The sequence below is a fragment of the Pseudoxanthomonas sangjuensis genome, from assembly GCF_010211755.1.
GTDB lineage: Bacteria > Pseudomonadota > Gammaproteobacteria > Xanthomonadales > Xanthomonadaceae > Pseudoxanthomonas_A > Pseudoxanthomonas_A sangjuensis.
This window is the reverse complement of sequence record NZ_PDWR01000013.1, coordinates 53063-66980: the sequence shown is the minus strand read 5'-3', so window position 1 is coordinate 66980 and position 13918 is coordinate 53063. Positions and strand designations below refer to the sequence as shown.

The window sequence follows — 13918 nt, the reverse complement described above, 5'->3', positions numbered from 1 at the left end:
AATGATCCTCATCGGCCTCGCCGGTACCGAACTCACCGACCAGGAACGCGCCTGGCTGCGGCACGATGCCTGCGCCGGCGTGATCCTGTTCACCCGCAACTTCGCCTCGCGCGAGCAGGTCGCCGAGCTGTCGGCGGCGATCCGCGAAGCCGCGCCGCGCCCGGTGCTGATCAGCGTGGACCAGGAAGGCGGGCGCGTGCAGCGCTTCCGCGAAGGCTACAGCGCGCTGCCGTCGCTGCAGGTGTTCGAGGCGATGTACGCGAAGGATCCGCGGGGCGCGCTGGCGCTGGCCGAGGAACACGCCTGGCTGATGGCCAGCGAGATCCGCGCCAGCGGCATCGACCTCAGCTTCGCCCCGGTGGTGGATCTGGGCCGCGGCAACCGCGCCATCGGCGACCGCGCCTTCGCCGCCGACCCGCAGGTGGTCGCCGAATTCGCCCGTGCCTACGTGCGCGGCATGCACAGCGTCGGCATGGCCGCGACGCTGAAGCACTTCCCCGGCCACGGCACGGTGCCGGAAGACACCCATTTCGACGACGCGGTCGACCCGCGTCCGCTCGACGCGCTGCGCGCCGAGGACCTGGTCCCGTTCGCCGCCGGCATCGACGCCGGCGCCGACGCCGTGATGATGGCGCACGTGAAGTATCCCGCGGTCGCGCCGGAACCGGCCGGCTATTCGCCGTACTGGATCAACGAGGTGCTGCGCGCCGGCATGAGCTTCCGCGGCGTGGTCTTCTCCGACGACATCAGCATGGCCGCGGCGTTCTCGGCGGGCGGGATCAGGGCGCGGGTGGACGCGCACCTGGACGCCGGCTGCGACGTGGTGCTGGCCTGCAAGCCGGAAATCGCCGGGGAAGCGCTGCGCGCCGCCGAGGGCCGCAAGCCCAACACCGCCGCGCTGGTCGGCCTGATCGGCCGCGGCGCGCTGGGCTGGGGCGGCTTGCTGGCCGACGAAAAATACAGTGGCGCGCAGTCGCGCCTGGCCGGGGTACGCATGACCGGAAACACGCAAGGAACCGCCTGATGAACGAACATCCGCTGGCCACAGCGCTGCAGCACTCGGACCTGGTCATCGACCGCATGACCATCGACGCCGCCATCCGCCGGATGGCCGGGCCGATCGCCCGCGACTACGCCATCGGCGCGCCGCCGGTGTACCTGACCATCATGCACGGCGGCCTGCTGTTCGCCGGGCAGCTGGCGCTGGAGCTCGGCGCGCTCGGCCTCGATCTCAGCTTCGACTACCTGCACGCCACGCGCTATCGCGGCGGAACCAGCGGCGGCGAGCTGGTGTGGAAGCACCGCCCGGCGACCGCGCTGTACGGCCGCCGCGTGCTGCTCGCGGACGATATCCTCGACGAGGGCTATACCCTGGCCGAGGTCAAGCGGTGGTGCATCGAACAGGGCGCGACCGACGTGCGCATCGCAGTGCTGGCGGTGAAGAACCACGGTCGCGTGGTCGACGGTCTCGCCGCCGACTACGTCGGCCTGGAAGTGCCGGATCGCTACGTGTTCGGCTACGGCATGGACTATCACGAGCAGGGCCGCAACCTGCCGGGCATCTACGCGCTGAAGGACTGACGATGGCGGACATCGCGCTTGCCGTCATCGGCGGCACCGGCATCTACAAGCTGGCGCAGCTCGACGACGTCGAAAGCCTGCAGGTCGAAACCCGTTTCGGCGCGCCGTCGGGACCGATCCGCGTCGGCCGCCTGCACGGCAGGCGCATCGCCTTCCTCGCGCGCCACGGCGAAGGGCATTCGCTGCCGCCGCACAAGGTCAACTACCGCGCCAACCTGGCCGCGCTGCAACAGGCCGGCGCCACCCGGATACTGGCGCTCAACACGGTCGGCGGCATTACCGACGGTTTCGGCCCGCGCGTGCTGGCCTGCCCGGACCAGGTCATCGACTACACCTGGGGCCGCGAATCGACGATCTGGGACGGCGAGGGCGGCGGCGAAGCGCTGCACGTCGATTTCGGCGATCCGTACACGCCGTTGCTGCGGCGCAGGATCCTCGACGCCGCGCGTGTGACCGGCGTCGCAGTTGTCGACGGCGGATGCTACGGCGCGACGCAGGGGCCGCGCCTGGAGACGAAGGCGGAAATCGCGCGCATGCGCCGCGATGGCTGCGACCTGGTCGGCATGACCGGCATGCCCGAGGCGGCGCTGGCGCGCGAATTCGGCCTCGAATACGCCTGCCTGGCCATCGTCGCCAACTGGGCGGCCGGCTGCGGCGACGCCGCGGAGATCACCCTGGACGAGGTGCTGGCCAACGTCGCCGCGGCGTCGGCCGGATTGCCGGGACTGGTCGGCGAACTGGCGCGGGGGTGATTGTCAACTTAACGAAGTCTTTGCATACTCCGCTGGCCTGCTGTCGGCCGGCAGCATGCAACACCACCCACTGAGGAAACAGCAAAGTTATGCCGTACGGTACCGTGAAATGGTTCAACGACGCGAAGGGCTTCGGTTTCATCGCCCCGGAAGATGGCAGCGCCGACGTGTTCGCGCACTTCTCCGCAATCAACGCCAAGGGCTTCCGCACCCTGCAGGAAGGCCAGCGCGTCAGCTATGAAGTAACGCAGGGCCCGAAGGGCGCCCAGGCGTCCAACATCACGCCGGTCGCCTGAACCGAGTCGTACACAGGGATTCTTGAACCCCGCTTCGGCGGGGTTTTTTATGGCCGGCGTCCGCGCGGGGACCCACCGGGGCGCGCTCCCGCATGGGATGGCGGGTAAGGTAGGCGCAGGGAGGGAATCGCCATGTCCGCGTTGCCGCCATTCGAGACCCATGCGGTCGACAACCAGCCGCCGCCGTTCGAGCCGCGCGACCTGTGGGCCGACGATGCCGCCCTGCGCGAGGCGGTCGAACGCGAGGGGGCGGCGGCCTGGTCGCCGCGGCTGGCGCAATACGCCGCGCTTGCTGGCGACGAGCTGTACCGGATCGGCTTCGACGCCAACCGCGACAAGCCGCGGCTGAAGACCCACGACCGCTGCGGCCGCCGCATCGACGTGGTCGAATTCCACCCGGCCTACCACCGGCTGATGGAAGCGGCGAAGGAACATGGCGTCGCCGGCCTGTCCTGGCACGAACCGCGACCCGGCGCGCATGTCGCCCGCGCCGCGCTCAGCTACCTGCATCACCAGGTCGAGGCGGGCACCAGCTGTCCGCTGACCATGACCCACGCCGCGGTGCCGGTATTGCGCCGCGAACCGGCGCTGCGCGAATGGGCCGACAAGGCCGCCGCGCCGCATTACGACCCGCGCGACGCGGCGATCGGCGACAAGGCCGGCCTCACCGTCGGCATGGGCATGACCGAGAAGCAGGGCGGTTCCGACGTCCGCTCCAACGCGACCGTCGCCACGCCGCTCGCCGCCGACGGCGAATACGCGCTGGTCGGGCACAAATGGTTCTTCTCCGCGCCGATGAGCGACGGCTGGCTGGTGCTGGCGCAGGCGCCGGGCGGGCTGTCCTGCTTCCTGCTGCCGCGGCGGTTGCCGGACGGGGCCAGGAACGCGTTCCGGATCATGCGGCTGAAGGACAAGCTGGGCGACTGGTCGAATGCGTCCAGCGAAGTCGAATTCACCGGCGCATGGGCGCGGCGCATCGGCGACGAGGGCCGCGGCGTGGCCACGATCATCGGGATGGTGATGCTGACCCGGCTCGATTGCATGCTCGGCTCGGCCGCGGAAATGCGCATGGCGCTGGCGCAGGCGGTCCACCATGCGCGGCACCGTTCCGCGTTCGGCAGGAAGCTTGCCGACCACGCGCTGATGCGCAACGTGCTGGCCGACCTGGCCATCGAGTCCGAAGCCGCGCTGGCGCTGTCGATGCGCGTCGCCCGCGCGGTCGATGTCGCGCCCGGCGACGCGGGCGCGGCCGCCTTCGCCCGCATCGCCACCGCGATCGGCAAGTACTGGATCTGCAAGCGCACGCCCGCCTTCGTCAACGAAGCGCAGGAGTGCCTGGGCGGCGCCGGTTACGTCGAGGAATCGATGCTGCCGCGGCTGTACCGGCAGGCGCCGCTGAATTCGATCTGGGAAGGCAGCGGCAACATCCAGTGCCTCGACGTGCTGCGCGCGCTGTCGCGCGAGCCGGAGACCGGCGCGGCGCTGCTGGCGCAGCTCGATTCGGTGCGTGGCGACGCCGTCTACGCCGCGGCGGTCGCCGCGCTGAAGCGGCAATTGGCGTCCGGCGACGCAACCGAAGCCGGCGCGCGCCTGCTGGTGGAGCGGCTGGCCCTGGCGCTGCAGGCATCGGTGCTGCTCGGCGCGGACAGCCCGCTCGCCGAAGCCTTCGTGCGCAGCCGCCTGGGCGGCGGCCACGGGCTGGCGTTCGGCACGCTGCCGGGCGACGTCGATGGCGAACCCCTGCTGGTGCGCGCCTTGCCCTCGTAGGGGCTTGGGGCGGCGCAGGTCGCGGGACGCTTTCCGCGAAGATCGCCGCGACCCGGCCGCTCCTTACACCCAGCCGGTCAGGTAGTACGCGGCGATCACCGCGAACACCGCCAGGGTCTTGATCGCGGTCACCGCGAAGATGTCCTTGTAGCTCTGCCGGTGGCTCAGGCCGGTCACCGCGAGCAGGGTGATCACCGCGCCGTTGTGCGGCAGGGTGTCCATGCCGCCGGAAGCCATCGCCGCGACCCGGTGCAGCACTTCCATCGGGATGCCGGCGGCGTTGGCGTTGGCGATGAAGGTTTCGGCCATCGCCGCCAGCGCGATGCTCATGCCGCCCGATGCCGAGCCGGTGATGCCGGCCAGGGCGGTCACCGTGATCGCTTCGTTCACCAGCGGATTGGGGATCGCGGAAAGCGCGTTGGCCACGACCAGGAAGCCGGGCAGGGCGGCGATGACCGCGCCGAAGCCGTATTCGGAGGCGGTGTTCATGCCGGCCAGCAGCGCGCCGCCGACCGCCGACTTGCTGCCTTCGGCGAAGCTGGACACCACTGGCTTCCACGCGAACGCCAGCACGCACAGGATGCCGACCAGCAGCGCGCCCTCGACCGCCCAGATCGCGGCGATCTTCGACGTCTCCTGCACCACCGGCGCGGCCTTGCCGATCACCGCGGGCACGAAGCTGTGGCTGCCGCCGTAGAACGCCGGGATCCACAGCGTGAACAGCTTGTTGCTGACCCCGACCAGCAGCAGCGGCAGGATAGCGACCAGCGGATTGGCCAGCTTGCCGCCGGCGAACGGCGCCGGTTCGTTGAGCAGCGTCGCCGGGTCGCCATAGCCTTCGCCGGCCTTCGCCGCGCTGCGCCGGCGCCATTCCAGGTAGAGCAGGCCCACCGCCAGTACGAACGCGCCGCCCAGCGTGCCCAGCAGCGGCGCGGCCCAGGTGTCGGTGCCGAAGAAGGTGGTCGGGATGATGTTCTGGATCTGCGGCGTGCCCGGCAGCGCGTCCATGGTGAAGGTGAACGCGCCGAGGGCGATCGTACCCGGGATCAGCCGCTTCGGGATGTCGCTCTGCCGGAACAGCTCGGCGGCGAACGGGTACACCGCGAACACCACCACGAACAGCGACACGCCGCCGTAGGTCAGCAGCGCGCAGACCAGCACGATCGACAGGATCGCGCGCCTGGCGCCGACCGCCTTGATCGTCGCGGCCACGATGGATTTCGAGAAGCCCGACAGCTCGATCACCTTGCCGAAGATCGCGCCGAGCAGGAACACCGGGAAATTCAGCTTCAGGAAGCCGACCAGCTTGTCCATGAACAGGCCGGTGAACATCGGTGCGACCAGCGACGGGTCGGTCAGCAGCACCGCGCCCAGCGCCGCGACCGGCGCGAACAGGATCACGCTGTAGCCGCGGTAGGCCACGAACATCAGGAAACACAGCGCGGCCAGTACGATCAGGATCGACATTCCTTCTTCCCCTCCATGCGGCGCGCGGCGATCGCCGCGCCCGGCTCGATGCGGTTGCGGAGTATCCGCGGCGCATGCGGGGGCGTCCCCTGTACGAAGGTACAAGTGTTGCGGGGCCGGCCGCTGCCTAGTCTTGCCGTCGGTTGGCGGCGAGCGTCGCCGCCTTGTCGCACCTTGGAGGAGGGGAGATGAAGCGCAACCACTTGAGCCTGGCCATCGCCGGCTTGTTGATCGCACCGGCGGCCGCATGGGCGCAGGAATCCGGCGCGGGCGCGGAAACCGCGCCGGCGACGCAGGAGGCCAAGACCCTGGACAGCATCACGGTCACCGCGCGCAAGCGCGAGGAGACGCTGCAGGAAGTGCCGGTGGCGGTCACCGCGTTCACGCCGGAGACGCTGGAGAAGCTGAACGTGCGCGACATCGGAGATCTCGATGCGCAGGTGCCCAACCTGACCATTTACGCCGCGCGCGGCTCCACCAGCACCGTCACCGCGTACATCCGCGGCATCGGCCAGGCCGACCCGCTGTGGGGCGTGGACCCGGGCGTGGGCATCTACCTGGACGACGTCTACATCGCCCGCCCGCAGGGCGCACTGCTCGACGTGTTCGACGTCGAGCGCATCGAGGTGCTGCGCGGGCCGCAGGGCACGCTGTACGGCAAGAACACCATCGGCGGCGCGATCAAGTACATCTCGCGCGGCCTGCCCAAGGAAACCGACGGCTTCGCCTCGGTCACCGTCGGCAACTACAACCAGCTGGACGCGAAGGCCGCGATCGGCGGCTCGATCGGCGGCAGCGAGGCGCTGCGCGGCCGCATCGCGGTGGCCAGCATGAACCGCGACGGCTTCGGCGAGAACCTGTACACCGGGCAGGAAGTCAGCGACAAGGAGATCCTGGCGGCGCGCGCGCAGTTGGGCGCCTACGTCAGCGACAATTTCGACGTGCAGTTCGCCTTCGACTGGATGGACGACCAGTCCGGCGTGCGCGGCGGCAAGATGCTGGCGGCGAATCCGCTGGACTACGTCGTCGACCCGGGCCTGGGCTTCGGCCAGCAGCCGCTGGACGACCGCTACGACATCCGCAGCGGCATGAAGAACATCAACGACACCACGATGAAGGGCGCCTCGGCCACGGCCAACTGGCGCATCAACGACGACTGGGCGGCCAAGTACGTGCTCGCCAAGCGCGAATCCGACACCGATACCTACATCGACTTCGACATGCTGCCCAACCGCATCGTCGACGTGCACGCCTTCTACAGCGACGAGCAGGTCAGCAACGAACTGCAGGTCAATTACGACGGCGGCGGCCGCGCACGCGGCGTGATGGGCCTGTACCAGTTCGACGGCGACGCCGGCGGCCAGGTGCTGAACAACTTCATCAACCTGTCGTTCGGCGACACCCAGGGCGTGGTCAACACCAAGAGCATCGCCGTCTACACCGACTGGACCTTCGACCTGACCGACGTGCTGAAGCTCGACGTCGGCGCGCGCTGGACCGACGAGGACAAGCACGCGCGCGTGCTCAACCGCTGCTACACCGACGCCACCTTCACCCAGCTGGCGGCGGCGTGCACGGCGACCAACCCGACCCCGATCGCGGCCGACTTCGACAAGAGCACCAGCTTCAGCAACCTGTCGCCGAAGGTTTCGCTGGACTACCAGATCACGCCGGACATCATGGTCTACGGCCTGGCCTCGCGCGGCTTCAAGTCGGGCGGCTACAACATCCGCGCCCAGCAGGTCCAGTTCCCGCTTTCCGCCGAACCGTTCCAGGACGAAAAGGTCGACAGCTTCGAGGTCGGCAGCAAGATGAGCCTGCTCGACCAGCGGCTGTTCCTGAACCTGTCCGCCTTCCACAACAAGTACGAGGACATCCAGCTGTCGGTGTTCAGCAACTACGACAGCGACGGCGACGGCGTCGACGACGCGTTCTTCGGCGACTTCACCAACGCCGGCAAGGGTACGGTCAACGGCGCGGAAGTCGAGTACCAGTGGCTGCCCAGCGAGCACTGGCTGATCAGCGGCAACCTGGCCTGGCTGGACGCCAAGTACGACGAGTTCATGACCGGCGGCGTCAACATCGCCGACAGCCAGAAGTTCACCAACGCGCCCGAGTTCTCCGGTGCGCTGAACGTGGAATGGCGCACCGACCTGGCCAACGGCGGCAACCTGTCGGCACGCCTCGGCTACGCCTACCAGAGCGAGGTCTACCCGACCACCGACCTGTCCGAGGACATCAAGCAGGACGGCTACGGCCTGCTCAACGCCGGCGTGATCTGGCGCGCGAACGAAGCCTGGTCGTTCTCGCTGCAGGGCACCAACCTGACCGACGAGGAATACCGCACCACCGGCTACAACATCGCGTCGCTGGGCATCCTGACCGGCTTCTACGGCCCGCCGCGCCAGTTCAGCCTGACCGCGCGCTACGACTTCTGAGTCGGCGGTCCGGAGACGGCGCAAGCGGCGGCGGGCGAAAGTCCGCCGCCGTTTCGTTATGCTCGGCGGCATGGGAAGGGCGGTTGCGCAATGAGCGTTGAATCGGCGGGGAGGGGGCGATGCTGAGCCTTTGGCTCGTGGCCGCGGCCGCGCTGGCGTGGCTGGCGCTGATGTTCGGCACCGCGCTGTACGCCGAGCGCCACCCGGCGGTGCTGGCGCGGCGCTGGCGCCACGTCTATGCGCTGTCGCTGGCGGTGCACTGCACCTCGTGGACCTTCTACGGCACGGTCACCCAGGCCGCGCGCTACGGCTGGCCGCTGCCGCCGACCTTCCTCGGCGCGATCCTGTTCTACGCGCTGGCGGTGGCCTTCATGGTCCGGCTGGTGCGCCTGGCGCGCGAAACCAACGCGACCTCGCTGGCCGACCTGATCGCCACCCGCCTGGGCAAGGACGCATGGCTGGCGGCCACGGTGACCGCGGTCGCCGCGCTTGGCCTGATCCCGTACATCGCGCTGCAGCTGAAGGCGGTGGCGATGAGCTTCGCCACGCTCACCGCCGATTCCGCCGCCGGCGGCGTGGGGCCGGCGTGGCGCGACAGTGCGCTGTACGTGGCGCTGGCGATGGCCGCGTTCGCGATGCTGTTCGGCACCCGCCGCGCCAGCGCCGCAGAGCACAACCGCGGCCTGGTGCTGGCGATGGCCTTCGAATCGCTGTTCAAGCTGATGGCGATGCTGGCATTGGGCGCCTTCGTCTGGTTCGGGCTGAAGGATTTGCCGGCGCCGGCGGCGCCGCCACCGCAGGTCGCCGGCGGCTTCGCGCCGCTGGTGCTGCTCGGTGCGCTGGCGATGTTCATCCTGCCGCACCAGTTCCACGTCGGCGTGGTCGAATGCCGCGACGAGCGCGATGTGCGTTCGGCGCGCTGGCTGTTCCCGCTGTACCTGGTGCTGATCGCATTGCCGACGCTGCCGCTGGCGCGCGCCGGACTGGCGCTGCTCGGTTCGCGGGTGCCGTCGGACATGTACGCGCTGGCGCTGCCGCTGTATGCCGGGAATGGTTCGCAGGGGCACGAAGGCGTGGCGCTGTTCGCCTTCCTCGGCGGCTTGAGCGCGGCGACCGGCATGGTCGTGGTCAGCACGCTGACCCTGAGCCTGATGATCGGCAACCACTGGTTCGCGCCGGGCCTGCTGCGCGGCGCGTGGTCGGGCACCTCGGCCGGCGACCATCGCGGCGGCCTGTTGCTGCTGCGCCGCACCGGCATCCTCGCGATCATGCTGCTGGCCTGGGCGTACAGCCGCCTGATCGCCGGCAGCGACGCGCTGGCCGACGTCGGCGCGGTGAGCTTCTCGGCGCTGGCGACGCTGGCGCCGGCGCTGGGGTTCGCGGTGTGGCGGCCGCAGACGCCGCCGCGCGCGGCGATCGCCGGCGTCGTCGCCGGTTTCGCGGTGTGGGCCTGGGTGATGCTGGCGCCGATGCTGGCCGCGGCATCCGGGCGCGCGCCGGCATGGCTGGGCGAGGGGCCGCTCGGACTGTCGTGGCTGTCGCCGCAGGGGTTGTTCGGGCTGACCGGCTGGAGCCCGCTGGGCCGTGCGGTCGGTGCCAGCCTGTTCGTCGGCCTGCTGGCCACGCTGCTCGCGGCGATCTGGCGGCGCGACACGCCGCGCTTTTCCGGCCGCCGCCTCGACCGTTCCGCGCTGCGCGACGCGGGTTTGCGTTTCCTGCCGCGCGAGCGCGTCGAACAGTTGCTCGACGGCGCGCCGGCGGAAGGGCCGGTGCCGGCGCCGATCGAGGCGCGGCTGGAGCGCGAACTGTCGGCGGTGCTCGGTTCGGCCTCGGCGCGCCTGCTGCTCAACGCCGCGCGCAACGAGACCCGTGAACTCGACACGGTCGCCGCGATCGTCGGCGAGGCTTCGCAGGACCTGCGCTTCAACCAGCAGGTGCTGGAAGCGGCGTTGAACAACATGAGCCAGGGCTTCAGCGTGGTCGACCGCGAGCTGCGGCTGGTCGCGTGGAACCCGCGCTACGCGGAGATGTTCGGCTTCCCGCCGGAGCTGCTGCAGGTCGGCCGGCCGATCGAGGACCTGACCCGCTGGGCGCTGCAGCGCATGCCGCACCGCGGTTCCGGCGAGGATGCGTTGCAGCGCCGGCTGGCGTACATGCGCGCCGGCACCGCGCACCTGACCGAACGCGTGTTCCCCGACGGCAGCATCGTCGAGATCCGCGGCAACCCGATGCCCGGCGGCGGTTTCGTCGCCACCTACACCGACGTCACCGCATCGCGCCAGGCCGAGCGCGAGCTCAAGCGGGCCAACGAGACGCTGGAGCAGCGCGTGGCCGAGCGCACCGCGCTGCTGGAAAGCGCCAAGCGCGAGGCCGAGCACGCCAACGACGCGAAGAGCCGCTTCCTGACCGCGATCGGCCACGACCTGCTGCAGCCGCTGCACGCCGCGCACCTGTTCACCGACTCGCTGGCGCAGCAGCTGCCGGAGCGGCGGGAAACGGTAGAGCAACTGCGCGGCGCGCTCGGTTCCACCACCGACCTGCTCAACGGCCTGCTCGACATGTCGCGGCTGGAGGCCGGCGGGCTGGTGCCCGAGCCGCGCGATTTCCCGCTGGCCGAAGTGCTGGAGCCGCTGGCGTCGGAATTCCGTGCGCTGGCCGGCGAGCGCGGCCTGTGCTTCGCCCACGTGCCGACGCGCGCGTGGACGCGCAGCGACCCGCAGCTGCTGCGGCGGATCCTGCAGAACTTCCTCGCCAACGCGGTGCGCTACACGCAGCGCGGCGGCATCGTGTTCGGCGTGCGCCGCGCGAACGGGAAACTGCGCGTCGAAGTGCACGACACCGGCCCGGGCATCGGCGCGGGCGAGCAGCACGCGATCTTCGAGGAATTCCGCCGCGGCGAAGGCGCGAGCGGGCAGGGGCTCGGGCTCGGCCTGTCGATCGCCGACCGCATCGCCCGGTTGCTGCATGCGCCGCTGTCGGTGAACAGCCGGGTCGGCCGCGGCTCGGTGTTCGCGGTCGAACTGCCGCTGGTCGCGGTGCCGCTGGCCAAGGCCGCTTCCGGCGCGGCGCGCCCGGGCCTCGCGGGTCGCCATGTGCTGGCGGTGGACAACGACCCGCTTGCGCTCGACGCCTTGCGACAACTGCTCGAAGGCTGGGGCTGCCGGGTTTCCGTCGCGGCCGATGCGGCCGCCGCCGCGGGCGCGATCGCCGAGGCGGAGGCCGACGTCTGGCTGTTCGACTACCACCTCGACGACGACGCTACCGGCGTGGATTTGTGGCGATGGCTTTCGGAATGCTTCGACGCGAAACCTTGCCTGATCCTCAGCGCCGACCGGGGCGAGGCGGTGCGCGCCGCGGTGCGCGAGGCCGACCTGCCGCCGCTGGCCAAGCCGCTGCGGCCGCTGGCGCTGAAGTCGGTGCTGGACCGCCTGCTGTCGGCGCGCGTGGCCGTCGCGTAGCGCCGCCGCTGCAATAAGATCCGCCTTCGATCCGCTCCCTTCCTTCGTCTTGAGCAAGAAAACCCCCGACCTCGGCCAGTTGCGGCGCTATGCCATCGCGCGCAGCCTGTTCAAGCCGACCAGCCTCGGCGCCGCGATCAAACGGCTGGGTTTCGTCCAGGCCGACCCGATGCGCGCGCCGGCGCGGGCGCAGGACCTGATCCTGCGCCACCGCGTCCTCGATTACCGCGCGGGCGAACTGGAACGCCGCTATGCGCGGCTGGCCATCGAGGAAGACTGCTTCGTCAACTACGGCTTCCTGCCACGCGAAACCCTACCGCTGCTGCACCCGCGCAAGGCCCGGCGCGAGTGGGACGCGAAGACGCGCGGGCACGCGGCCGAACTGCTCGAATTCGTCCGCCGGCATGGCCCGACCCATCCGCGCGACGTGCTCGAAGCCTTCAGCCACCACGGTCGCCAGCCCGGTTACTGGGGCGGCGAGCTGAACGTCAGCACCCAGTTGCTGGATGGCCTGCATTACCGCGGCCTGCTGCGGGTCAAGCGGCGCGACGGCGGCACGCGGGTCTACGAGGCCGTCGAACACCCGCCGGTCGACGACGGCCCGGCCGCGCGGCAGGCGCGCGCGGAGGCGCTGCTGGACCGGGTGGTCGCGTTGTACGCGCCGTTGCCGTCGGCCAGCCTGGGCTACCTGACCACGCTGCTGGGCTATGGCGCGCCGCAATTGCGCGCCGAAGCGCGACAGGCCTGCAGGCGGGCGAAGGTGCGCTACGCCCACGCCGTGGTCGAAGGCCACACCTGGTTCTGGCCGGCCGACGAGAATCCGCTTTCGACGCGCCACGCGCCCGACGAAGCCCTGCGCCTGCTCGCGCCGTTCGACCCGGTGGTCTGGGACCGGCGGCGCTTCGCGCTGCTGTGGGGCTGGACCTACAGGTTCGAGGCCTACGTGCCCGCGCCGAAACGCACCATGGGCCATTACGCGCTGCCGCTGCTGTGGGGCGAGCGGATGCACGGCTGGGCCAACCTGCGCGTCGAGAACGGCCGCCTGAAGCACGCACTCGGCTTCGCCGGGCCGGCGCCGCGCGGCAGTGCGTTCAAGGCCGCGCTGGAGGACGAGCTGCAGCGGATGCGCGGCTTCCTCGGCCTGGCCGAAGGTTAGAATCGCCCATCGCCACGATCGACCTCCCCATGCCTTACACCCCCATCGTCGCCACCCTGGGCTACGTGCTGTCGCCCGACCGCTCGCAAGTGCTGATGATCCACCGCAACGCGCGGCCCGGCGACCTGCACCTGGGCAAGTACAACGGCCTCGGCGGCAAGATCGAGGCGGACGAGGACGTGGTCGCGTGCATGCGCCGCGAAATCCGCGAGGAAGCCGGGATCGAATGCGACGAACTGTCGCTGCGCGGCACGATCAGCTGGCCCGGCTTCGGCAAGCACGGCGAGGACTGGCTGGGTTTCGTGTTCGTGGTGACGAAGTTCAGCGGCGAGCCGTACGCGAGCAACCCCGAAGGCACGCTGGAGTGGGTCGATGTCGCCGGCATCCTCGACCTGCCGCTGTGGGACGGCGACCGCCACTTCGTGCCGCTGGTGTTCGACGACGATCCGCGCGCGTTCCATGGCGTCATGCCGTACCGCGACGGCAAGATGGTGTCGTGGCGTTATTCGCGGATCTGACGGAAGCCCTCCTTCCGCGGGGAGAAGGATTTAGAGCCGCAAGGATTTAGAACCGCTTCGCATAGACGTGCTGGGTTTTCTTGCGCACGAAGCCGTGTTTCTCGTAGAACGGATGCGATTCGGCGCGGGCGATGTTGGAGCGGACCCGCAGTTCGGCGAAGCCGCGTTCTCGGGTCCACGCCTCGGCGGCCTGCAGCAGGCGTTGGCCGACGCCGGAACGGCGCACCCGCGCATCGACGACGAAACCGACGATCTCGGCCTGCGTACCGCCTTCCAGCGTGGTCCGCTGCTCCACGCCCAGCCAGCCGAGCAGGTTCCCGCCCGCGTCGGCGACGAGCACCGCGCGGGCGGGATCGGCCAGTACGAGGGCGAGCCGGCGCGACATCTCGCCCGCGTCCACCGGATAGCCGAGCTGTCCGGACAGGCGGGCGAGTTCGGCCGCGTCGGCGGGCAGGGCGGGACGGATGTCGAATGCCGGCATCGTT

11 protein-coding genes are annotated in these 13918 nt (G+C 70.2%); 9 read left to right on the top strand and 2 right to left on the bottom strand.

Annotated features, from left to right (window positions below; all coding sequences use genetic code 11):
* Nucleotide 1: 1 nt before the first annotated feature.
* The 5 genes from nagZ to CSC71_RS08625 all read left to right on the top strand — a co-directional run bounded on the left by nagZ (nucleotide 2) and on the right by CSC71_RS08625 (nucleotide 4396).
* Nucleotides 2-1024, top strand: coding sequence for a beta-N-acetylhexosaminidase (gene nagZ, locus CSC71_RS08645; protein WP_162373958.1), 1023 nt, complete (start codon nucleotides 2-4; stop codon nucleotides 1022-1024).
* On the top strand, nucleotides 1024-1581 hold the full coding sequence (locus tag CSC71_RS08640; RefSeq protein WP_162373957.1) for a hypoxanthine-guanine phosphoribosyltransferase: 558 nt from the start codon (nucleotides 1024-1026) through the stop codon (nucleotides 1579-1581). Before nagZ ends, CSC71_RS08640 begins: the two co-directional genes overlap by 1 nt.
* Nucleotides 1582-1583: 2 nt before the next feature.
* Nucleotides 1584-2333 carry an S-methyl-5'-thioinosine phosphorylase gene (locus CSC71_RS08635; RefSeq protein WP_162373956.1) on the top strand — a complete coding sequence of 250 codons (750 nt, stop codon included), beginning with the start codon at nucleotides 1584-1586 and terminating at the stop codon, nucleotides 2331-2333.
* Between the two features lie 89 nt (nucleotides 2334-2422).
* Nucleotides 2423-2629 (top strand): cold-shock protein, encoded by a 207-nt coding sequence (locus CSC71_RS08630; protein ID WP_162373955.1) that lies wholly within the window; start codon nucleotides 2423-2425, stop codon nucleotides 2627-2629.
* A 132-nt stretch (nucleotides 2630-2761) separates the two neighbouring features.
* Complete coding sequence (locus tag CSC71_RS08625; protein WP_162373954.1) at nucleotides 2762-4396, top strand: acyl-CoA dehydrogenase family protein; 1635 nt, start codon at nucleotides 2762-2764, stop codon at nucleotides 4394-4396.
* 63 nt (nucleotides 4397-4459) lie between these two features.
* Here CSC71_RS08625 and CSC71_RS08620 read toward each other — a convergent pair whose 3' ends face one another.
* Nucleotides 4460-5863 carry a GntP family permease gene (locus tag CSC71_RS08620; protein ID WP_162373953.1) on the bottom strand — a complete coding sequence of 468 codons (1404 nt, stop codon included), beginning with the start codon at nucleotides 5861-5863 and terminating at the stop codon, nucleotides 4460-4462.
* 188 nt (nucleotides 5864-6051) lie between these two features.
* On the opposite strand from CSC71_RS08620, the gene CSC71_RS08615 reads away from it, so the two are divergent.
* The 4 genes from CSC71_RS08615 (at nucleotide 6052) to CSC71_RS08600 (ending at nucleotide 13433) form a co-directional block, all read left to right on the top strand.
* A complete protein-coding gene (locus tag CSC71_RS08615; RefSeq protein WP_162373952.1) occupies nucleotides 6052-8301 on the top strand; it encodes a TonB-dependent receptor in 2250 nt (749 codons plus the stop codon).
* A 119-nt stretch (nucleotides 8302-8420) separates the two neighbouring features.
* Nucleotides 8421-11759 carry a hybrid sensor histidine kinase/response regulator gene (locus tag CSC71_RS08610; protein ID WP_162373951.1) on the top strand — a complete coding sequence of 1113 codons (3339 nt, stop codon included), beginning with the start codon at nucleotides 8421-8423 and terminating at the stop codon, nucleotides 11757-11759.
* A 49-nt stretch (nucleotides 11760-11808) separates the two neighbouring features.
* Entirely contained in the window at nucleotides 11809-12915 is a 1107-nt protein-coding gene (locus CSC71_RS08605; RefSeq protein WP_162373950.1) for a DNA glycosylase AlkZ-like family protein, read from the top strand.
* A gap of 29 nt (nucleotides 12916-12944) precedes the next feature.
* A complete protein-coding gene (locus tag CSC71_RS08600) occupies nucleotides 12945-13433 on the top strand; it encodes an NUDIX hydrolase (RefSeq protein ID WP_162373949.1) in 489 nt (162 codons plus the stop codon).
* Between the two features lie 46 nt (nucleotides 13434-13479).
* Here CSC71_RS08600 and CSC71_RS08595 read toward each other — a convergent pair whose 3' ends face one another.
* On the bottom strand, nucleotides 13480-13914 hold the full coding sequence (locus tag CSC71_RS08595; RefSeq protein WP_162373948.1) for a GNAT family N-acetyltransferase: 435 nt from the start codon (nucleotides 13912-13914) through the stop codon (nucleotides 13480-13482).
* Nucleotides 13915-13918 lie beyond the last annotated feature (4 nt).

Coding starts and splice junctions, on each gene's coding strand:
- CSC71_RS08625 (WP_162373954.1), top strand. CDS start 2,762: ATGTCCGCGTTGCCGCCATTCGAGACCCATGCGGTCGACAACCAGCCG.
- CSC71_RS08620 (WP_162373953.1), bottom strand. CDS start 5,863: ATGTCGATCCTGATCGTACTGGCCGCGCTGTGTTTCCTGATGTTCGTG.
- CSC71_RS08595 (WP_162373948.1), bottom strand. CDS start 13,914: ATGCCGGCATTCGACATCCGTCCCGCCCTGCCCGCCGACGCGGCCGAA.
- CSC71_RS08635 (WP_162373956.1), top strand. CDS start 1,584: ATGGCGGACATCGCGCTTGCCGTCATCGGCGGCACCGGCATCTACAAG.
- nagZ (WP_162373958.1), top strand. CDS start 2: ATGATCCTCATCGGCCTCGCCGGTACCGAACTCACCGACCAGGAACGC.
- CSC71_RS08615 (WP_162373952.1), top strand. CDS start 6,052: ATGAAGCGCAACCACTTGAGCCTGGCCATCGCCGGCTTGTTGATCGCA.
- CSC71_RS08600 (WP_162373949.1), top strand. CDS start 12,945: ATGCCTTACACCCCCATCGTCGCCACCCTGGGCTACGTGCTGTCGCCC.
- CSC71_RS08630 (WP_162373955.1), top strand. CDS start 2,423: ATGCCGTACGGTACCGTGAAATGGTTCAACGACGCGAAGGGCTTCGGT.
- CSC71_RS08610 (WP_162373951.1), top strand. CDS start 8,421: ATGCTGAGCCTTTGGCTCGTGGCCGCGGCCGCGCTGGCGTGGCTGGCG.
- CSC71_RS08640 (WP_162373957.1), top strand. CDS start 1,024: ATGAACGAACATCCGCTGGCCACAGCGCTGCAGCACTCGGACCTGGTC.